The sequence below is a fragment of the Cohnella sp. genome, from assembly GCF_041641335.1.
In the GTDB taxonomy this organism is placed as follows: Bacteria; Bacillota; Bacilli; order Paenibacillales; family Paenibacillaceae; genus Cohnella.
This window is the reverse complement of the sequence record NZ_JBEPYQ010000004.1, coordinates 70,178-89,831: the sequence shown is the minus strand read 5'-3', so window position 1 is coordinate 89,831 and position 19,654 is coordinate 70,178. Positions and strand designations below refer to the sequence as shown.

The following is a 19,654-nucleotide window of genomic DNA, read 5'->3' as shown; positions in this document are numbered from 1 at the left end:
GCTCAAGCCTTCGACATGGCCGCTTCCGTGCGGGCGCGATCCCGTTCCAGTACCGGGCCGAGGTATCTGCCCGTGTACGACTTCTCGACCTTGGCCACATCCTCCGGCGTTCCGGTGGCGATAATCGTGCCGCCTCCGCTGCCCCCTTCGGGTCCGAGATCGACGAGATAATCCGCCGTCTTGATGACATCGAGATTGTGCTCGATGACGAGCACGCTCTCTCCGGAATCGACGAGGCGGTGCAGCACCTGCAGCAGCCGGTCGATATCGTCGACGTGAAGACCGGTCGTCGGTTCGTCGAGAATGTACAGCGTCTTGCCCGTGCTGCGGCGGTACAGCTCGGCCGCAAGCTTAACGCGCTGCGCTTCACCGCCCGACAGCGTCGTCGCCGGCTGGCCGAGATCCATGTAGCCGAGGCCGACGTCCATCAGCGTCTGCAGCTTGCGGTGGATTCGCGGAAGATTGACGAAAAACTCCGTGGCGTCCTCGATCGTCATCTCCAACACTTCGGCGATGTTCTTGCCCTTGTACTTCACTTCCAGCGTCTCGCGGTTATATCGCTTGCCTTTGCAGATTTCGCAAGGCACGTAGACGTCCGGCAGGAAGTGCATCTCGATCTTGATAATGCCGTCGCCCTTGCACGCTTCGCAGCGACCGCCCTTGACGTTAAAGCTGAACCGGCCTTTCTTGTAGCCTCTCACCTTGGCTTCGTTCGTCATCGCGAACACGTCGCGGATGTCGTCGAATACGCCGGTGTACGTCGCCGGATTGGAGCGCGGCGTCCGTCCGATCGGAGACTGGTCGATGTCGATGACCTTGTCCAGATGCTCCAGTCCGAGGAATTCCTTGTATTGACCAGGACGCGTCTTCGCCTTGTTCAAGTCGCGAGCCAGCGTCTTGTACAGAATCTCGTTGACAAGCGTCGACTTGCCCGAGCCGGATACGCCGGTCACCGCCGTGAACACGCCGAGCGGGAACTTGGCGTTCAAGTTCTTCAAGTTGTTCTCCTTCGCGCCCTTGATTTCCACCCATTTGCCGTTCGGCTTGCGGCGGTTCAGAGGAACGGGGATGAACTTGCGGCCGCTCAAGTAAGCGCCGGTCAGCGAGCTCTCATTCTCCATCACTTCCGACGGCGTGCCTTCGGCGATGACCTGTCCCCCGTGCTTGCCCGCTCCGGGTCCGATGTCGATGATCCAGTCGGCGGCCATCATCGTGTCTTCGTCATGCTCGACGACGATCAGCGTATTGCCTAGGTCGCGCATATGGTTCAGCGTCTGGATGAGCCGGTCGTTGTCCCGCTGATGCAGGCCGATGCTCGGTTCGTCCAGAATGTACAGCACGCCCATCAGGCTGGAGCCGATCTGCGTCGCAAGCCGGATCCGCTGCGCTTCGCCGCCGGACAGCGTGCCGGCCGCGCGAGAGAGCGTCAAATATTCGAGACCGACGTTGACCAGGAAGCCAAGCCGGTTGTTAATCTCCTTAAGGATCAGGTTGGCGATCGACAGCTCCTTCTCGGTCAGCTCGAGGCCGGAGAAGAAACGCTGCGCATCGCCGATCGACAACGAGGTGACGTGCGCGATATTCTGGGCGCCCACCGTAACGGCGAGCACTTCCTTCTTCAAGCGCTGTCCGCGGCACTTGCCGCAAGGCTTGGCGGACATGTACACCTCGATGAACTCGCGAATGCCTTCCGAGCCGGTCTCCCGGTATCTGCGCTCCAGATTGTGGACGACGCCTTCGAACGGCACCTGCGCGTCGCGCGTATGGCCGAACTCGTTCTCGTAGCGGAAGCGAATGCGCTCCCCGCCCGTTCCGTACAGAATGATCTGCATGTGCTTGTCTTGCAGCTGCTCGACCGGCACGTCGGTGGGAATGCCGTAGTGCGCGCACACCGCGCTCAGAAATTGCGGGTAGTAATTGGAGGTGCTGCCCGCCCACGCCTCGAAAGCGCCGTCCTCGATGCTCTTGGAACGGTCGGGAACGAGCAGATCGGGATCGACGATCATCTTGACGCCGAGGCCGTCGCACTCCGGACACGCACCGAACGGCGAGTTGAAGGAGAACATGCGCGGCGCCAGCTCATCCATCGAGAAGCCGCACTCGGGGCAAGCGAGATTGGAGTTGAACATCAGCTCTTCCTTGTCGATGATGTCCACGAGCACTTGCCCGCCGGACAGCTTCAGCGCCATCTCCAGCGAATCCGCAAGCCGCGTCTGCACGTCGTCCTTGACGACGATCCGGTCGACGACGACTTCGATCGAATGCTTCTTGTTCTTCTCCAGCTCGATCTTCTCGGAGAGGTCGCGGATTTCGCCGTTCACGCGAACGCGCACGAACCCCTGCTTCTGAACGTCGGCCAGCAGCTTCGTGTGCTCGCCCTTGCGGCCCGATACGATAGGCGCGAGAATCTGCAGGCGCGTGCGCTCGGGATATTCCATAATGCGGTCGACCATCTGCTCGACCGTCTGGGACGTAATCTCGATGCCGTGGTCCGGACAGTGAGGCTTGCCGACTCTGGCGTACATCAGACGCAAATAATCGTAAATCTCCGTGACCGTGCCTACGGTCGAACGGGGGTTGCGGCTCGTCGTCTTCTGGTCGATGGAGATCGCCGGAGACAGACCGTCGATGGAATCTACGTCGGGTTTGTCCATCTGTCCGAGAAACTGTCGGGCATAGGCGGACAAAGACTCGACGTATCTGCGCTGCCCTTCGGCGTAGATCGTGTCGAAGGCGAGCGAGGACTTGCCCGAGCCGGACAGCCCGGTCAGCACGACGAACTTGTCGCGCGGAATCGTTACGTCGATATTCTTCAAGTTATGGGCGCGCGCGCCCTTGATGACGATCTTCTCGTTAGCCAAAACGAAAAAGCCCCTTTCGCGACAAGGCGGGGGCTGCTCTTCCAGCTTGGCCGTCCGCAGTCGCACTCCGAATAGGAATGTACGTTCCCGTACATTATACCGGACTGAGGGCGGCCTTGCAAATAGATTTGTAAGGAAATTGCAGAAGCAACGTCAACTACATGGTCGCCTTCAGCTCGAGCAAAGCGTCGCGAAGCTCCGCGGCGCGTTCGAACTGCAAGCTCTTCGCGGCTTCCTTCATCTCGAACTCCAGGCGTTCGATGACGGAAGCGCGATCCTTCTTCGACAGCTTGCGCAGATCTTCGGCGCCCGTCAGGTACGAACGCTTCGACTCCACCGCTTTCGTCGCTTCGATGAGATCGCGCACCTTCTTGACGACCGTCTGCGGAGTAATGCCGTGCTGCTCGTTGTAGGCGAGCTGAATCTTGCGGCGGCGTTCGGTCTCGCCGATCGCCCGCTCCATCGAATCGGTGATCTTGTCGCCGTACATGATCACCCGGCCTTCCGCGTTCCGCGCCGCGCGTCCGATCGTCTGGATGAGCGAGCGCTCCGAACGCAGGAAGCCTTCCTTGTCGGCGTCCAGAATCGCGACCAGGCTGACCTCCGGCAAATCGAGGCCTTCCCGAAGCAAGTTGATGCCGACGACGACGTCGTACGTACCCAGACGCAAATCGCGCAAAATCGCCATCCGCTCCAGCGTCTTGACGTCGGAGTGCAAATAGCTGACCTTGATGCCGACTTCCTTCATATAATCGGTCAAGTCCTCGGACATTTTCTTGGTCAGCGTTGTCACGAGCACGCGCTCGTCCTTCGCGATCCGGTCGCGGATCTCGCCGAGCAGGTCGTCGATCTGTCCCTTCGTCGGGCGCACCTCGATAATGGGGTCGATGAGACCGGTCGGTCGGATGATCTGCTCGACGACGGTCGGGCAATGCTCCAGCTCGTAAGGACCCGGCGTCGCGGAGACATAGACGAGCTGCTTCGCCTTCTGTTCGAATTCCTCGAATCGGAGAGGCCGGTTGTCCTTGGCTGACGGGAGACGGAAACCGTGGTCGACGAGCACCGATTTCCGGGCCTGGTCTCCGTTGTACATCGCCCGAACCTGCGGCAGCGTCACGTGCGATTCGTCGATGACGACGACGAAGTCGTCCGGGAAGAAGTCCATCAGCGTATACGGAGTCGCTCCGCGTTCGCGGAACGTCATTGGTCCGGAGTAGTTCTCGATGCCGGAGCAGAAGCCCATCTCGGCCATCATCTCCAGATCGTAGCGCGTGCGTTGTTCAAGCCGCTGCGCCTCAAGCAGCTTACCTTGCTCCCTCAACTCGGCCAGCCGTTCCTCCAGCTCCCGTTCGATGTTCACCAGCGCGCGCTTCATTTTCTCCTCGCCGGTTACGAAGTGGGATCCCGGGAAAATAACGACGTGCTCCCGCTCGGCCGTAATCTCGCCCGTCAGCACGTCGATCTCCGTAATCCGCTCGATCTCGTCGCCGAACATCTCGACGCGAATCGCCGAATCGCCTCTGGAAACGGGAAAAATCTCGATGACGTCGCCGCGCACGCGGAACGTGCCCCGAACGAAGTTGAGATCGTTGCGCGTATACTGGATGTCGATCAGCTTGTGCAAAATCGCGTTGCGCGACTTCTCCATGCCCACCCGCAGGCTGAGCCGAAGATCCCGGTACTCCTCCGGGGAACCGAGGCCGTAGATGCAGGACACGCTGGCCACGATAATGACGTCTCTTCTCTCGAACAGCGCCGCCGTGGAGGAGTGCCGCATTTTATCGATCTCGTCGTTGATGCTGGAGTCCTTCTCGATATACGTATCGGTGGACGGAATATACGCCTCGGGCTGATAGTAATCATAGTAACTGACGAAGTATTCCACCGCGTTCTCCGGAAAAAATTCCTTGAACTCGCTGCACAGCTGCATCGCCAGCGTCTTGTTGTGCGCGATGACGAGCGTCGGACGGTTCACCTGAGCGATCGTCTGGGCGATCGTATACGTCTTCCCCGTCCCCGTCGCCCCGAGCAGCGTCTGGTGCCTCTTCCCGGCCAGTATGCCCTCCGCCAGCTGGCCGATCGCTCCCGGCTGGTCGCCGGAAGGCGCGTATTCGGATACCAGCTTAAACGGTTTGTTCAGCAATTCCGTTTCTGCCATCTGCTCTCTGCCCCTTTCGCATCCGCAGCCTTGCCCGATCGGGCATCCCGATTCGCCAGACTGTTCGGATCGTCATTTTCCGTCATCAGAATGTGTGTTCCCATCCATTATATCGGTTTGCCCGCGCACCGTCAAAAGGGTCCGAAGGCCCGCCGCAGGGCGCGGATTTTGACGAATATGCGGCAGACGTTCGCCTTTTTATGATACGATAGGGGCATACGCATAAACGGTTCGCGTCTCTCTTCCGAGGCAGGCGGAGCTTCGTTTATGGACGCTAACGATTCGCATCGTTAACAATTCGCCGTCCGCCGTCGGCGGCAGACTGGAGAGTGGCGCATGGGATTGTTTGATTTCATCAGAGGACAATTTATCGAAGTAATCGAGTGGCTCGACGATCGGGGGATTCTCGTCTATCGCTTCCCCGCCTACGACAACGCGATCAAGATGGGCGCCAAGCTCATCGTCCGCGAGTCCCAGGCCGCGATCTTCGTCAACGAAGGACAGATCGCCGACGTGTTCGGCCCCGGAACCTATACGTTAAGCACGCAAAACCTGCCGGTGCTCACGGCGCTCAACTCGTGGAAACACGCCTTCAACTCTCCGTTCAAATCGGACGTCATCTTCCTTAATATGACGACGTTTACCGATCAGAAATGGGGCACCACGAACCCGGTCATTATGCGCGATCCCGAGTTCGGCATGATCCGCATGCGCGGATTCGGCAACTACTCCTTCCGCGTTCAGGACCCGGTCGTGTTTCTGCGGGATATATTCGGCACGAAGAAGGAGTTCACGACGGCGGGCATCACCGGTTTCCTGAAGGCCGCGGTCGTATCCGGCATCAGCGACCTGGTCGGCGAAGCGCGAATTCCGGTGCTCGATCTGGCCAGCTCCTACGACGAGCTCGGGCGGATGGCGGCGGAGAAGCTGCAGCCGAATTTCGCGGCGATCGGCCTCGCGCTGACGAACGTGACGATCGAGAACCTGTCGCTGCCGCCGGAAGTGGAGCAGATGATCGACCGCAAATCGTCGATGAACATCGCCGGCAACCTGGATCAATATATGAAGTATCAGACGGCCGAGGCTCTTCGCGAAGCCGCCAACAAGCCGGGCGGAAGCGCGGCGGGAACCGGCGCGGAGCTGGGCGCGGGCATGGCCATGGGACAGATGATGGGACAGATGTTCCAGCAGATGAACAGCCAGCAGCAGCCGGGCTCGGCTCCCGGGACGGCGGCCTCTGCGGGACAGGGTTCCGCGCCGGGAGCTGCGGGTCAGGGCTCGGCGGCGCAAGATCAGGGCCAAACGGCGGGCGGAAAGAAATTTTGCTCCGAATGCGGCAGCCGGCTGAACGAGAGCGCGAAATTCTGTTCCGAATGCGGAAGTAAAATTTAGCCGGAGGCGTACCCGATGAGCAACGCTACGACCGCGATTCGTTTTCCGTGCGCGAGCTGCGCGGGACCGATGGTCTTCGACGCGGAAAGCCAAAACCTGAAATGCCAATATTGCGGCGCGGAGCGGCAGATCGACAAGGTGCTCGACGAGCCGGTGGAGCATCCTTTTCACGGTCGGGCCGAGGACCTGGATCTCCTGCAGGACTGGGGAACGCAGCAGCAGGCGATCCGCTGCGAAGCGTGCGGCGGAGAAACGCTGATCCCGGCGGGACAGACGACGTCCACCTGCGTCTTCTGCGGCTCCCCCAAAGTGCTGAGCCAAGACAACGTTCGCAGCATCCGGCCGGAATCCGTCATCCCGTTCCGGGTGTCGCGGGACGAAGCGCTCCAATCGTTCGCAAGATGGAAGAAGAAACGTTTTTTCATGCCCGGCGACTTCAAGAAAGCGGATGTCGACTCCCAGTTGAACGGGATCTACATCCCCTACTGGACTTATGACACGAATACGTATTCCGTCTATTCGGCGGAAGTCGGCATCTATCACTACCGCACGGTGACTAAGACCAGGGTCGTGAACGGCAAAACGGAAACGTACACCGCCACCGAGAGATATACCGTCTGGCACCCTGCCCGCGGCGATTACGGCAGAAGCTTCGACGACATTCTGATTCCGGCCTCCGGACACTACGACGCGGATTTGCTGAAGAAGCTGGGAGATTTTCGCCTGGGCGAGCTTCACGGCTACAAGCCGGAGTACCTGAGCGGTCATATCTCGGAACGCTATTCCGTCACACGCGAGGAAGGCTGGGAGAAGGCGCAAAACGTGGCCGACGGAACGATCCGAGCGGAGATCCGGAACGTGATCGGCGGCGACGAAATTCGCAACCTGCGCATTCGGACCACCTACAACAACGTCACCTACAAGCATCTGCTGCTTCCAGTGTGGAATGCCAACTACGTCTACAAATCGAAGACATACTATTATATGGTCAACGGCCAGACCGGCACCGTCTCCGGCCGCGTCCCCCGCAGCGCCTTCAAAATCACTCTGTTCACGCTGTTCTGCCTGGGCATCGCCGGCGCCGTCGTCTGGTTCATCGCCAGCCACCCGGAACTATTCGCTTCGTCCTAATCCGTCTACCGTCCCCGGGCAATCGCCCGTTAAACGCGCAATTCGGTTCAACCGCCGAGTTTCGCGTTTTTTTGTTCCCCCCAATTCCTCCTCCCTCCCCTATCTGCACTTCACTCAGGCAGACGACTTTTGAGATGGAGGACGCTAGAGGGTATTGACTCATTTTAATATTTAGCTTATCATCTAAATATAAGATTTAGATATTTACCTAAATATCAAATCAAATACTCACCCCTTCATGGAAGGAGGGATCAGCTCCATGAACGACGCCTTCAAGGCGCTGTCGGATCCGACAAGGCGAAAAATACTGCAACTGTTGAAGGATCAAGACCTGTCCGCAGGCGACATCGCCGATCATTTCGACATTTCGAAGCCGAGCATCTCTCATCACTTGAACATTCTGAAGCAAGCTCAGCTCGTTCAAGACGAAAGACACGGCCAAAGCATCATCTACTCCATCAATATGTCCGTGATGCAAGAAGCCATGAGCTGGTTTCTCGGCATGATCGGAACCAAAGGAGAGAATCCCCATGACGAATCACGCTGACAACAACAACGAAAAAACGACGGGCGTCTGGTCGAAAAAAGACTGGCTTCTGCTCGCGACGAACGCCGCGATCTTCATAGCGCTGTTCCTGGCTTTCAACCACCGGCTTCCCGACATCGTCGCTTCCCACTACAACATCAACGGAGAAGCCGACCGCACGATGGCCAAGTGGAGCTTCTGGCTCATGAACGCCGCGCTCACGGTCGCGCTGCCGGCGCTCCTGTCCGTCATGCGCTACGTCGATCCGCGTAAAAACAACTATGCTCGCTTCCAGGATTATTACTATCTGATGCGCTGGGCGATCAGCCTTTTTCTCCATTCGGCGCTGCTTCTCGTGATCCTGGACAACGTCGGCCACAAACTGCCGATGCTTAATCTGGTGCTCAGCGGAATGGGACTGCTGTGGATGGTCGTCGGCAACCGGATGGGGCAAATTCGCAGCAACTTTTTTATCGGCATCCGCACGCCTTGGGCGCTGATGGACGAGCGTAACTGGCGCTTGACCCATCGCCTGGCCGGCCGTCTTTGGGTTATGGGAGGCATCCTGATGTTTCTGTCGTCCTGGCTGATTCCCACCGGCTGGGCGGTCGGCGTTCTGCTCTCCAGCGCTCTGTTAAGCGCTCTGGTGCCCGCCGTCTATTCTTATCTGATCTACAGAAAAAAATCCGAAGCTTAACCGCACGCCCCAATCCATCTTACGGAGGTATACCATGAAAAAGATCGCCCTGATCGCAACCGCGTCCGCCCTGCTCTTATCCGCGATTCCGCTATCGGCATCCGCCGCGGCAACGTTTAAGCTGAACGTCGACGGACAGACGGTTCAATTCTCCGACGCCCAGCCGTACAAGAGCGGCAAAGACGTCATGCTCCCTCTGCGCCAGACCGCGCAAGCGCTCGGCCTCAAGGTTGAATATCTTCCCGCTTCCAAGGAAGCCTCGATCTCCGGCCCTGCCGGAACGGCAACCGTGAAGCCCGGCAGCAACCAGGCCCTTATCGGTGGCGCAGCCAACGTCGCGTTCGGAGCCGATGCGGCCGTCAAGTCGAACCGCATGTTCGTCCCGCTCTCCTTCTTCGAACGCGCTCTGGGATTGCGCACGGCCGTTCACGAAGACACCTCGACGGCTTCCATCTTCACAGCCAAGCAGCCGCCCGCCCCTGACAGCCTGATCGAAGAAGAAATCGTTGTCGGGGCAGGCACGAAATACCCGCTTCCGGGAACGCTGACGCTGCCTAAGAACGCCTCCGGTCCGCTCCCGGCCGTCATTCTCGTACACGGCTCCGGTCCGAACGACCGGGACGAAACGGTAGGCCTGGCCAAGCCGTTCCGCGATCTCGCATGGGGACTCGCCGAGCAAGGCATCGCCGTCCTGCGCTATGACAAGAGAACCTACGCCCATGGTCAAAGCTTCACTCCCGACATGCTGGCGTCGTTCACCGTCAAAGACGAAACGGTCGACGATGCGATCGCGGCGGCGAAGCTGCTGAAGGCGGACGAACGGATAGACGCATCGAACGTCTACATCGTCGGCCACAGTCTGGGCGGCATGCTCGCTCCGCGCATCGACGCCGACGGAGGAGACTTTGCCGGACTCGCCCTTCTTGCCGGTTCCCCCCGTACGCTATGGGAAATCATTGCGGATCAGAACGCGGCGATTATCGCCACGATGGAGGAAGGCAACCCGGCCAAGACGGCCAGCGAAGCGCTCGTCGCCGCGGAAGTCGAGAAAGCGAAAAGCCTTGCCGGCCTGACCGACGACGAAGCGAAGGCGCAAACCTTGTTCGGCATTCCGGCCTACTACTTCAAGGAAATGGACAGCCGCGGAGCCGATCAAATCGCCGCCAGGCTGACCAAACCGGTGCTCGTGCTGCAAGGCGAAGCCGACGTTCAAGTATACGCGGATAAAGATTACGTACAGTGGAAAGAAACGTTGAAGAACAACGATAAAGCATCCTTCAAGCTGTATCCGGGACTTAACCATTTCTTCGCCAAAAGTGCGGACGGCAAAGTGGAATCGCAAGTCATCCAGGATATCGCCGACTGGATCAACAAACGCTAGAGACGGGGGAAGAGGCTATTCGTTCCCGAGAGCCTTAAGTCCGACGACCGCGGCGACTACCAGCGCCAGGAAAAAGATTCTCCGCGGCTGGCGGGACTCTCCGTACAGAAGCATGCCGACAAGAGTCCCGCCGACCGTTCCGATCGCGGTCCACACCGCGTAGGCGGTGCCCATCGAGATCGTTTTCATCGCTACGGACAACAGAGCGAAGCTGACGATAAATCCCAAGACAAGCAGGAGTACGCTCAGCTTGTCTTTTTTCTGTTTTAGCCGGTTCATCGCCAGCACGCCCACGACTTCGAACATTCCCGCCAGAACAAGCGCAAACCATGCCATTACGCGCTCGCCTCCTTCGGCTTGACGTCCGTCGTCATCTTCAAGCCGCCGATGCCGACGATCAGCACCGCTACCAGAAGCAATTTGACCGCATTCCACTCGGCCCCGAAAAATAACGATTCGGCCAGCACCGTACCCGCCGCGCCGAGCCCCGTAAACACCGCGTAAGCCGTCCCGACGGGCAAGTCCCTCGTCGCCCGCAGCAGTCCCGCGAAGCTAAGGACGATCCCGAACGCGGTCAGCGCCCACTCCCCCGCATTCGACGCATGCTTCAAGCCGGCCACCCAGCCGACTTCGCATACCCCCGCCGCAAGCAGCAGCAACCAAGAACGATTCATGATTCCATGCACCTCCGAATGTAGTGTGCCCTGCCTTCGCCCGAGCTCCTTGCCGAACGACAAAAAAGCCCGGAGCATCGCAGGACCGTCGCGAGCCAAGCTGGCGTCGCGGGTCGTCATCGATACTCCCGGGCTTTTATCCCTCCGTGTCCATCCTCCCCTAAGGGCGGATGCGCTCCCTCTCGGACCGAACCGGCGCTCGACTCGCCGTGGAACCCTAGGGACCCTATTCCTGATGATCACTAACAAAATACTAAACGAGGTTGTTCAAAAAGTCCAGTTTTGATCACGCACTAACCTTTAGGCGGTTGTCAAGATTTCAAGCGGGCATGAGAAGCACGAGGCGGCAGGCCGGCCTCTTCCTCAGCCTTCTTCCTCTCGGCCAGCGCCAACGCCTCCGCAGCGGCTTGCGCGGCCGCGGCCTGTTCCGCGGCGGCCAGCTCCGCTTCGCGGCGGGCCTCCTGATGCCTCATCGTCGGAGAATTGCGAAGCCGGCGCGCCCCCGCCTCCCTCAGCCCCTGCCAGATCGACGCGGAACGCGGCGAAGCCACGAACTCGACGTCGTCGTCCGGCGCCGGAATAAGCCCTAACTGGTAATGCTCGCCTTGGTAACGCGCCCGTTGCAGATACTTGACATGGCCCTCCCGATTGACGACTTCCAGCTTGCAATAAGCGGATTGAAGCTGCAATGCGGCATGGAGCTCCTCTTTGTTGCGCACGACGGCCCCGTTGACCTTCTTGATCACTTCCCCCGCTTGCAGCCCGAGCTCCGCCGCCGGCGTACCGGGGAGCACGGCCAGCACCTTTACGCCCGTGCCGTCTTGGGAATACAAAGGCTCCTTGCCTCTCTCCCTGCTTCGGCCGATCCAGAGCAGGCCTTCATGCAGCAGAAATGCCGCCGCCGATGCAATCACGACAACCGAGGGCCAGTAGATGACGCAGACGGCCAAGCCGGCGATCATCGCCCCGTAGAGCATGATCAGATTACCCGAAAATTTCGCCTTGCGTTCCGGCCAGTAAGCCGCCGTCCGGTCGCTGAAGCCGATCAGTACCGGGAAAGCGAGGAAGCTCCAGGCGGCCACGTCGCCGCCGAACAGAGGCGCCCAAGGCAGAGCGAACCCGCCGTCCGACGAAGGAACGAGCCATAGCAGCGGAATCGGCCATACTCCGGCGATGGCGTAAGCGCCCGTCGGCTTGCCTCTTTTTCCCTGGAGGAACAGAGGGATCGTAAGCGTCTTTCTCTGCAGCCGAACGAGGAGGCCTTCCGCGATATGGAGAAACCCGGCTATGAAGAGCAGCGCGGGAACGTCGATCGCGAGGAGCATGCGCAACGCTTCGGCGGCCGGACCCTCGGCGACTCCGAAGCCCGTCCATTCCGCCGCGTATTGAAGCAAGCCGATCGCGCCCGCGGCGTACGCCAGACATACGTACCGCAGCTGAAACAGCGCCAGCACGCCCATCCCGATCCAGACGAACATCAGCGTCTCGCCGTTCAGCGCGGCGCCGGCTCCCATTCCGACCAAGGATAACGCCAATCCGGCCGCCAGCCCCGCCGCCGTTCTCGCAAACGTCAACCGCGGCGCCCCGTAGAGACGAACGTGATACAGCCTGCGCTGCAGCGTAACCGTATGACGGGCATGCCACCATACGAGCGCAATCGCAATATAGAAATAAGGGAAAGCGAACAGGCCGATCGCGGCTTGTCCCGCTTCCTCAAGCACCTTCAGAAGATCATCCATCGCGACTCTCCTCTTTCTTACGACTAAACACGCCCCATCATGAAAAAGGAAGTTGACCTAGAGTCAACCTCCTAATTGGTATTCGACGGCGGGCGGGAAAATCCTTCTCTCTCCCTGCTCTCGGAGCATGCCGTTTTATGGTTATTCGATCATTCCAGCAGCTTGGCGGCTTCGGCGAGCGCCCTCTGCCACTGGGCATCGTTCGCGCGGTCTTGAAGGGCCGCGTACAGCTTCTCCTCCAGCCGCTGAGCTGTCTCCGCATCGACCTCTCCCGTCAGCAGCAGCGATTCGTCCTTCTGAAAACGTTCGACGGCCTCTCTCGTTTTCTGGCTGTAGTAGCCGTCCGAACGATCGGCCGGATAACCTACGCCCGACAAAATCGTCTGCAGATTCTCGACGTCCCCGCCGGTCGAATCCGGCTTGAGCACCCGGTCTCTCGGCAGCCTCCACGCCAGGAAGTAATCCGGCTGGGCAACCTGGATGTCGGGCTCGATCCCGTTTTCGTTAATCCACGTTCCGTCCGGAAGCAGCCACTTATACACCGTCAGCTTGATCAGGCTGTCGTCGCCCAGTTCGCCGTTGAAATGCACCTGGACGGTTCCTTTGCCGTAAGTCGTATCGCCGACCAGCAGCGCTCCGGCCGACTGCTGGAGCGCTCCCGCCAAAATTTCCGAGGCGCTGGCGCTGCCTTTGTTGATCAGCACGATCATCGGATACCGCTTGCCGTTCTTGGCCCCGTGCTCGGCGACGTCCACTTTGCGATGCCCGTCCCGGTACTCCGACTGCACGATCGGTTTGCCTTTCTCCAACAGCTGATCCGCGACTTCGACCACCGACTGGAGATAACCTCCGGGGTTATTCCGCACGTCGATCACAAGCACTTTCAGCCCTTGCCGCTCCATCGCCGCGAGCTCTTCGGCCACTTGCGCCGACGTCTCGTTCGTGAACTGGTTGATGAACAGATGTCCGATGCCGTCCGCCCCGATCTCCGAGCTTACCGTCTCCGGATCGATCCGATCGCGGACAAGCTCCAGGTCCAGCGGCTCAGACCTGCCTGCCCGCTGCACTTTCAGCTTCGCCTTCGTTCCCTTCGGCCCTCTGATCTTGGTGACGGCCTCGCTCAGAGTCAAGCCGTACAAGCTCTCCCCGTTAATGGACAGCAGCACGTCCCGCGGCTGCAGTCCCGCTCTCTCCGCGGGAGATCCCCGGATCGGCGATTCGACGACGACCGTTCCGTTCTCGATTCTCAACTCGGCACCGATGCCGGTGAACGCGCCTTGGAGGGCGTCCATGTACGGTTCGGCTTCGTCTTCCGGCTTATACACCGAATACGGGTCGCTAAGCGATTCGACCATGCCCTGCACCGCTCCGTCAAGAAGCTTCTTGCGGTCGGCGGGAAGCAGATAGCGCTTCTCGATCAGCGACATGGCCTTATTGAGCTTGTCGACTTCGTCCTGACGAAGGCCCTCTTGCTCCTGACCGGCTCCGCCGCCTGCCAACGCGCCCTTCGACATCCAGTTCCACCCCGGAAATTCAAGGACGGCATAGGTCGCGACGCAAGCGGCCACTGCCGTCAGCGCCAACATCGCCGCGACTGTGCGACCTCTGAACCACACGTACCCCACTCCCCGAAATTCGCCTTATGGTTAGATTATGACAAGCTTAGTTCATTTAGACAACAAAACAGCCGATTCCCGACGAATCGTCGGACGATCGGCTGCCCCTTGTCCGTTTACTTCAAATAAGGCGCCGGATCGACCGGCTCGGAGTTTTTGCGGACTTCGAAGTGCAGGTGATTGCCTGTCGATTGTCCCGTCGATCCGACAAGTCCGATTTTTTCTCCGCGTTTGACCGTGTCGCCTTTTTTGGCCAAAATTTCGCTCATGTGCCCGTACAGCGTCCACAAGCCGCCGCCATGGTCGATAATGACGCAGTTGCCGTACCCGCTCCAGGACTGGGCCACGATCACGACGCCCGTCTCCGCGGCGTAGATCGGCGTTCCCTTAGGGGCGGCCATGTCTATTCCGGCATGAAGCTTCTTGGCGCCCGTAATGGGGTGAATCCGAAAACCGAACGGGGAAGACAGACGGTACTCCGACTTTAAAGGAAGGCCCAGCTTGCCGCCCGTATAATAGGTTTTAATGCGGTTCTTCTTCGCTTCCAGCGCCGAAGCCTGCTTGGCGAGCTCGGTAAGCTGCTTGGCCGATTCCTCGCTGATCTCTTCCAGCTCTTCGATCTCTACCGCCAGCTTGGCGATCAGCACTTCCTTGTCCTTCTCTTCCTGCTCCAAGGACGCCTTATGCTGCTCGATCTCCTCGTAAAGCTTGCGGATTTCTTCGAGCTCCTGCTCGCTCTGGAGCTTCAAGGCGGCAACCTCGTCCGCGTACTTCTTCTTCTCGTCGAGAATGTTGCGGTCTTGGGCGGCGATCGCTTCCACCGCGTCGAACCGGTCGAGGAAATCGGAGAAGTTCGCCGAGCTCAGCAGCACGTCCAGAAACGATACCGGACCCGCCGTATAGGCCATCTTGACCCGGGAAGCCATCAGTTGGTCGCGGTTGTCGCGCTGCTTGATCGCGTTCTCCAGCTCGACTCCTGTCTGAAGCAGCTTTTCTTCCGCATCGACGATTTTCTTTTGCGTATTTTGCAATCTGACCTGTACTGTCTCGATTCTGGCCAGCAGGCTCTCGATGTCCGCCTTCGTCGCTTCCTGCTTGCCCGTCAGCTCTTGAACCGTCTTCTCCGCATATTTCTGGTTGTTGGCCGCGCGGTCCATATCCTTCTTAAGCTGCTTGAGATCTTGCTCGATCTTCTCCAGCTCCGTCTGGGCTTGTCCTTCATAGGGCCTGCCGACCAGGCCGACAACCAACAGCATCGCGATCAGTACCAACAGCTTCTTCTTCACAAGGCTCCTCCTCCGTAAAGCGTAAGCATTTTCCCATTATCGTTTTATACCCTTAAATATCTGCGAACCGAGATCGTACTTCCGAATATCCCGAGCACGGTTCCCAGCCCGATGATCGAACCGCCGACGCTGCTCATGACTTCGTCCATCGTCGCGAACTGGATCATGTACAAGCCTACGGTCGCACTGGTCGACTCGACCAGCTGCGAATAGCCGAACATCAGGATCGCCGCGCTCAGCAGCGAACCGAAAAATCCGATGATCGCCCCTTCAATGAAAAACGGCCAACGGATAAAACTGTTCGTCGCTCCGACCAGCTTCATGATCGAGATTTCCCGGCGCCGGGCGATAATCGTCATCTTGATCGTCGTCGAAATCAGGAACATCGCCATCACGGTCAAGCCGAGCACGATGACGATCCCGATGTTGCGGACCGCGTTCGTGATGCTGAACAGCTTTTCTATCGTATCTTTGCCGTATTTGACCCGCTCGATCGACTTCTCGGGATCGGTCAGATTGATCGCTTCGATCTGCTTGGCGATATAAGAGATCTGCTGCGGATCGAACGCTTCGATCTCAAAGGAATCCGGCAACGGATTGTTCTCCGCGTCGTAGCCGTCGAGGGCGGCCCGCCCTTCCTCGCCCATGCTGTCGCGGAACCGCTCCAAGCCTTCCGCCTTGCTAACGAAGGTAACGGTCTTGACCTCGGGAATGCGCTTGAGCAGCCTCTCGATCTCCTGCGCTTTCGCTTCGGTCGTATCGGTCTGCAAATAAACGTTAATTTGAACCTGACTGTCCAATTGGTCCGCCAGCTTGCTGACGTTTATGGCCAGCAGCATGAAAACGCCGAGAATGAACAAGGAAACGGCAATGGAGCTCATGGAAGCGAAAGTCATCCAACCGTTGCGGCCGACGTTCTTGAAGCCCTCCCGAATATGGCGGAGAATCGTGCTAAATCTCATAGCCGTATTCCCCTCTCGCCTGATCGCGAACGATGGTTCCCCGCTCGATGGCGATAACGCGCTTGCGCATCGTGTTCACGATCTCTTTGTTGTGGGTGGCCATGACGATGGTCGTGCCGCGGAAATTGATCTCCTCCAGCAGGTTCATAATGCCCCAGGACGTCTCGGGATCCAGGTTGCCCGTAGGCTCGTCCGCTACGATTACGGCGGGATTGTTCACGATCGCCCGGGCGATCGCCACTCTCTGCTGCTCTCCCCCGGAAAGCTGGGCCGGAAGGCTGCCCGCCTTATGCTTCAGTCCGACGAGCTCAAGCACTTCCATCGTACGGCGGCGAATGAGCCGGCGCGGCGTCTCGATGACTTCCATCGCGAATGCCACGTTCTCGAACGCCGTCATCTTGGGCAGCAGCTTGTAGTCCTGGAAAATGACCCCGATGTTGCGCCTGACGTATGGAATTTTGCGATGCTTCAGCTTTCCTATATTAAAGCCGTTGACCGAGATCTGCCCCTTCGACGGGTACTCCTCCCGGTAGATCAGCTTCATGAAGGTGGATTTACCCGCGCCGGACGGACCCACGATGTAAACGAATTCGTTCCGGTCGATCACGAGGTTGATGCTTTGAAGAGCCGTCGTGCCGTCCGCATAGGTCTTCCAGATGTCCTGCATTTCGATCACGGTATCACTTCCTGTTAAGATTCAGACTTTAGATACTTCGACATCATGCCCGATTTTCCTCTCTTTGTCGATCAATTGCCCGGGAAATCTGTCGAAGTTTCCTGCTCCGGGCCTTGCCGCGCTTGGGCTTTCGTTATTTGTTTAGAAATTTTTAATTTTTGACAAGAACGAATCGGGGAAATCGAAGTATAACTGATTAGAAACATTTTACAGACGTGCGCATCGTCATTCCCGGCGCTGCGGCGGGTAGAAACCGTCGATCCCGCAGACGCTGTAGTTAAGGGAAATCATCGATTCCACGGTAGCAATGGCAAGGGGAGGCCCGAAGGATGAAAAAGTTAGGATTGATTGCTCTTATCGCGATTTTCTTGCTGATCGGGGCCGGCGTCGGAAGCGCGATGAGCTACGGAAGCGACGAGACGCTGCCGGAAGGCTTCAGCGTGGGCGGGCTTGACTTGGGAGGACGAACTCCGGAGGCGGCCTTGGAAACGATTCGGACGCGAATTTCCGAAGCGCAGGCCGTGCAGGTATCGCTTGATCCGAACAGCCTCGGCGGCCCGATCAAAGCGGTTGCCGCCGAGGGAGCAAGCGCAAGCGCGGGCGTTCCGGCTGTGACTCTCGGGGAGCTCGGCTTAAGGATTACGGCGGACGCGGCGGTCCAAGCGATCGAGCGCCATCTTGATTATTCTTGGTGGGAAAGGGCCAAGCTGCGCGCGTACGGCGAACGGGGAGCAGCCTACGGCATCGATGTGACATGGAATTCGCAGCGGCTGGAGCAAGCCGCGAAGCAGGTTTGGGGAGATCTGATTCGGGAAGACGGGGCCGATGCGAGCCGAACGATCGACGAGCGGGACAATGTCGTCTATACGCCCGAGAAGCCGGGCCGGAGAATCGAGCTGGAACCCGCGATCGAAGCGATCCGGAAGCTGGCGCCGTCCTCGTTGACGGAACAGGCGGACGGTCCGCGGCTGGTCCCGGCCGGAATCATGGAGACGCCACCGGAGGTTACCGTCGCCAAGCTGAAGGAGGATGGGCTCGAGCGTAAAATCATCGAGTTCACGACGTCGTTCGCCACAAGCGGCGAAGGACGCTCGCACAACGTCACCGCGGCGGCTCTGGCGCTTAACGACACGTTGCTGCAGCCCGGGGAAGTGTTCGAATACGGTAAAATCGTCTCCAAAGCGGAGAAGGAATACGGCTATATGGAAGCCCCAGTCATTCTGAGGGGCAAGCTGACGCCGGGCATCGGCGGCGGCATCTGCCAGGTGTCCAGCACGCTGTACAACGCCGCGCTGCTGGCCGGGCTCGAGATCGTCGAACGCCGCAACCACTCGCTGCCGGTCAGCTACTTGCCGCGCGGGCTCGACGCTACGTTCGCGGACGGCTACGTCAACTTCAAGTTCCGCAACTCTACCGGCAAGCAGCTGCTCATCCGCACCGTCGTAGCCGACAAGACGGTTACGGTCAAGCTGTTCGGAACGATGGACGAAAAGGTGATCTACAAGACGGAAACCGCCCAATTGAAGGTGAACCCGCCGAAAACGGTCTACGTCGCCGACCCGACGGTCGCGCTCGGCAAGCAGACGCTGCTGCAGAAGGGCGAGAACGGCTATGTCGTCGAGGCGTTCCTGGTGAAACAGGTGGACGGCAAATTCGCGGAGCGCAAAAAGCTGTCCAAGGATACGTACCGCACGCAGGACACTCTCATCGCGGTGCACCCGGACGATCCTCGGCTGCTGCCTCCGGGCGCCGGCCAAGCTCCGGGCGGCTCGGGTTCGGGATCGGGTTCGACTCCGGACGCTCCGGCTCCGAACGAGACCCCGATTCCCGGCGACGGCATCGAGGACGGCATTATTGTAGAGCCGGTGTGATTCGGCGGGGTAATATCATTAAAAAAAGCGGTTCTCGAGTCAGGCGAGAATCGCTTTTACGTAATCGGCAACGCGAGTATAGAATGGCGAAGTCGGATCTATCCGTCCGATGACGACGGCGTCCCTTGCGTGGAGATCAACCGATTTGGCATGATCCGGCAGCGCACGATAATTTCGAGCTTGGAATTCGAAAACGACCGAATAAACCCATACGTTTAGTGCTTTCCGAGTTGCTCCACTTCGGTTAACGGAATTTCGAGGGTATCCGCCACTTGTTCCGGAGTAAATCCTTTGGTGAGCATTCGACGGATGATCGATGCCCGTTCTTCGGCTTTCCCCTTTTCCATTCCCTTCTCCAATCCTTCCGCTTTGCCTTCTGCCTTACCCTTTTCCATTCCCTCTTCGTATCCCCAACGTTTCCATGCAGGCATCAGTTCCATGAATTTCACCCTTTCCTTCGGATAGTCTTTCAAGATTTCGTCCAGAAGCTTCTCGTCTTCGTCCTGGTCGGGCTCGAAATACAGATCGGCTACCGACATCAACAGCGCTATTCTCGCATCGTCCAGCTTGTAACTAAGCCGTAAAAGCATTCGCAAATAAGCCGAACGCATTTCTCTTTTCTCCTTCTCATTGTATCCCATTTTGACCAAGAGCGCAGCAGCCACCGGGTTCTCCGAAGCGATA

General features: G+C 58.8%; 16 protein-coding genes and 1 riboswitch. Of the genes, 6 read left to right on the top strand and 10 right to left on the bottom strand.

Translation table 11 applies throughout. The features are described 5' to 3' along the window. Positions 1-2: 2 nt before the first annotated feature. A complete protein-coding gene (gene uvrA, locus ACESLM_RS02335) occupies positions 3-2,861 on the bottom strand; it encodes an excinuclease ABC subunit UvrA (RefSeq protein WP_372629632.1) in 2,859 nt (952 codons plus the stop codon). Between the two features lie 157 nt (positions 2,862-3,018). Further along, complete coding sequence (gene uvrB / locus ACESLM_RS02330) at positions 3,019-5,019, bottom strand: excinuclease ABC subunit UvrB (protein ID WP_372629630.1); 2,001 nt, start codon at positions 5,017-5,019, stop codon at positions 3,019-3,021. Between the two features lie 336 nt (positions 5,020-5,355). Between uvrB and ACESLM_RS02325 the strand changes: the two genes are divergently transcribed. The 5 genes from ACESLM_RS02325 (at position 5,356) to ACESLM_RS02305 (ending at position 10,146) form a co-directional block, all read left to right on the top strand. Beyond that, the gene (locus ACESLM_RS02325; RefSeq protein ID WP_372629628.1) at positions 5,356-6,411 is read left to right on the top strand and encodes an SPFH domain-containing protein; all 1,056 of its coding nucleotides are present in this window, start codon (positions 5,356-5,358) and stop codon (positions 6,409-6,411) included. Between the two features lie 15 nt (positions 6,412-6,426). Next, the gene (locus tag ACESLM_RS02320) at positions 6,427-7,542 is read left to right on the top strand and encodes a TFIIB-type zinc ribbon-containing protein (protein WP_372629627.1); all 1,116 of its coding nucleotides are present in this window, start codon (positions 6,427-6,429) and stop codon (positions 7,540-7,542) included. Between the two features lie 259 nt (positions 7,543-7,801). Next, the gene (locus tag ACESLM_RS02315) at positions 7,802-8,089 is read left to right on the top strand and encodes an autorepressor SdpR family transcription factor (RefSeq protein ID WP_372629625.1); all 288 of its coding nucleotides are present in this window, start codon (positions 7,802-7,804) and stop codon (positions 8,087-8,089) included. After that, a complete protein-coding gene (locus ACESLM_RS02310) occupies positions 8,073-8,765 on the top strand; it encodes an SdpI family protein (RefSeq protein ID WP_372629623.1) in 693 nt (230 codons plus the stop codon). Before ACESLM_RS02315 ends, ACESLM_RS02310 begins: the two co-directional genes overlap by 17 nt. Positions 8,766-8,799: 34 nt before the next feature. Continuing rightward, the gene (locus tag ACESLM_RS02305; protein ID WP_372629621.1) at positions 8,800-10,146 is read left to right on the top strand and encodes an alpha/beta hydrolase family protein; all 1,347 of its coding nucleotides are present in this window, start codon (positions 8,800-8,802) and stop codon (positions 10,144-10,146) included. A 15-nt stretch (positions 10,147-10,161) separates the two neighbouring features. On the opposite strand, the gene ACESLM_RS02300 is transcribed toward ACESLM_RS02305, so the two are convergent. The 7 genes from ACESLM_RS02300 to ftsE all read right to left on the bottom strand — a co-directional run bounded on the left by ACESLM_RS02300 (position 10,162) and on the right by ftsE (position 17,099). After that, positions 10,162-10,482: a DMT family transporter gene (locus tag ACESLM_RS02300; RefSeq protein ID WP_372629619.1), complete on the bottom strand. Its 321-nt coding sequence runs from the start codon at positions 10,480-10,482 to the stop codon at positions 10,162-10,164. Further along, a complete protein-coding gene (locus ACESLM_RS02295) occupies positions 10,482-10,820 on the bottom strand; it encodes a DMT family transporter (RefSeq protein WP_094047637.1) in 339 nt (112 codons plus the stop codon). The genes ACESLM_RS02300 and ACESLM_RS02295 overlap by 1 nt, the downstream gene beginning before the upstream one ends. A gap of 123 nt (positions 10,821-10,943) precedes the next feature. Then, positions 10,944-11,052: riboswitch (guanidine-I (ykkC/yxkD leader) on the bottom strand. 79 nt (positions 11,053-11,131) lie between these two features. Next, positions 11,132-12,559: a PDZ domain-containing protein gene (locus ACESLM_RS02290; protein WP_372629617.1), complete on the bottom strand. Its 1,428-nt coding sequence runs from the start codon at positions 12,557-12,559 to the stop codon at positions 11,132-11,134. A 149-nt stretch (positions 12,560-12,708) separates the two neighbouring features. Next, a complete protein-coding gene (locus tag ACESLM_RS02285) occupies positions 12,709-14,175 on the bottom strand; it encodes a S41 family peptidase (protein ID WP_372629616.1) in 1,467 nt (488 codons plus the stop codon). A 116-nt stretch (positions 14,176-14,291) separates the two neighbouring features. Next, complete coding sequence (locus ACESLM_RS02280) at positions 14,292-15,461, bottom strand: murein hydrolase activator EnvC family protein (RefSeq protein ID WP_372629614.1); 1,170 nt, start codon at positions 15,459-15,461, stop codon at positions 14,292-14,294. Positions 15,462-15,505: 44 nt separating this feature from the next. After that, entirely contained in the window at positions 15,506-16,423 is a 918-nt protein-coding gene (gene ftsX / locus ACESLM_RS02275; protein ID WP_372629612.1) for a permease-like cell division protein FtsX, read from the bottom strand. Continuing rightward, on the bottom strand, positions 16,413-17,099 hold the full coding sequence (gene ftsE, locus ACESLM_RS02270) for a cell division ATP-binding protein FtsE (RefSeq protein ID WP_372629610.1): 687 nt from the start codon (positions 17,097-17,099) through the stop codon (positions 16,413-16,415). Before ftsE ends, ftsX begins: the two co-directional genes overlap by 11 nt. 329 nt (positions 17,100-17,428) lie before the next feature. Here ftsE and ACESLM_RS02265 point away from each other — a divergent pair, with 329 nt between their 5' ends. Next, positions 17,429-18,970 carry a VanW family protein gene (locus ACESLM_RS02265; RefSeq protein ID WP_372629608.1) on the top strand — a complete coding sequence of 514 codons (1,542 nt, stop codon included), beginning with the start codon at positions 17,429-17,431 and terminating at the stop codon, positions 18,968-18,970. A gap of 215 nt (positions 18,971-19,185) precedes the next feature. On the opposite strand, the gene ACESLM_RS02260 is transcribed toward ACESLM_RS02265, so the two are convergent. Further along, positions 19,186-19,654: RpnC/YadD family protein (locus tag ACESLM_RS02260; RefSeq protein ID WP_483862595.1), on the bottom strand; the 469-nt coding region annotated here is incomplete at its 5' end.

Coding starts and splice junctions, on each gene's coding strand:
- ACESLM_RS02315 (WP_372629625.1), top strand. CDS start 7,802: ATGAACGACGCCTTCAAGGCGCTGTCGGATCCGACAAGGCGAAAAATA.
- uvrB (WP_372629630.1), bottom strand. CDS start 5,019: ATGGCAGAAACGGAATTGCTGAACAAACCGTTTAAGCTGGTATCCGAA.
- ACESLM_RS02325 (WP_372629628.1), top strand. CDS start 5,356: ATGGGATTGTTTGATTTCATCAGAGGACAATTTATCGAAGTAATCGAG.
- ACESLM_RS02310 (WP_372629623.1), top strand. CDS start 8,073: ATGACGAATCACGCTGACAACAACAACGAAAAAACGACGGGCGTCTGG.
- ACESLM_RS02305 (WP_372629621.1), top strand. CDS start 8,800: ATGAAAAAGATCGCCCTGATCGCAACCGCGTCCGCCCTGCTCTTATCC.
- ftsX (WP_372629612.1), bottom strand. CDS start 16,423: ATGAGATTTAGCACGATTCTCCGCCATATTCGGGAGGGCTTCAAGAAC.
- ACESLM_RS02300 (WP_372629619.1), bottom strand. CDS start 10,482: ATGGCATGGTTTGCGCTTGTTCTGGCGGGAATGTTCGAAGTCGTGGGC.
- ACESLM_RS02295 (WP_094047637.1), bottom strand. CDS start 10,820: ATGAATCGTTCTTGGTTGCTGCTGCTTGCGGCGGGGGTATGCGAAGTC.
- ACESLM_RS02290 (WP_372629617.1), bottom strand. CDS start 12,559: ATGGATGATCTTCTGAAGGTGCTTGAGGAAGCGGGACAAGCCGCGATC.
- ACESLM_RS02265 (WP_372629608.1), top strand. CDS start 17,429: ATGAAAAAGTTAGGATTGATTGCTCTTATCGCGATTTTCTTGCTGATC.
- ACESLM_RS02320 (WP_372629627.1), top strand. CDS start 6,427: ATGAGCAACGCTACGACCGCGATTCGTTTTCCGTGCGCGAGCTGCGCG.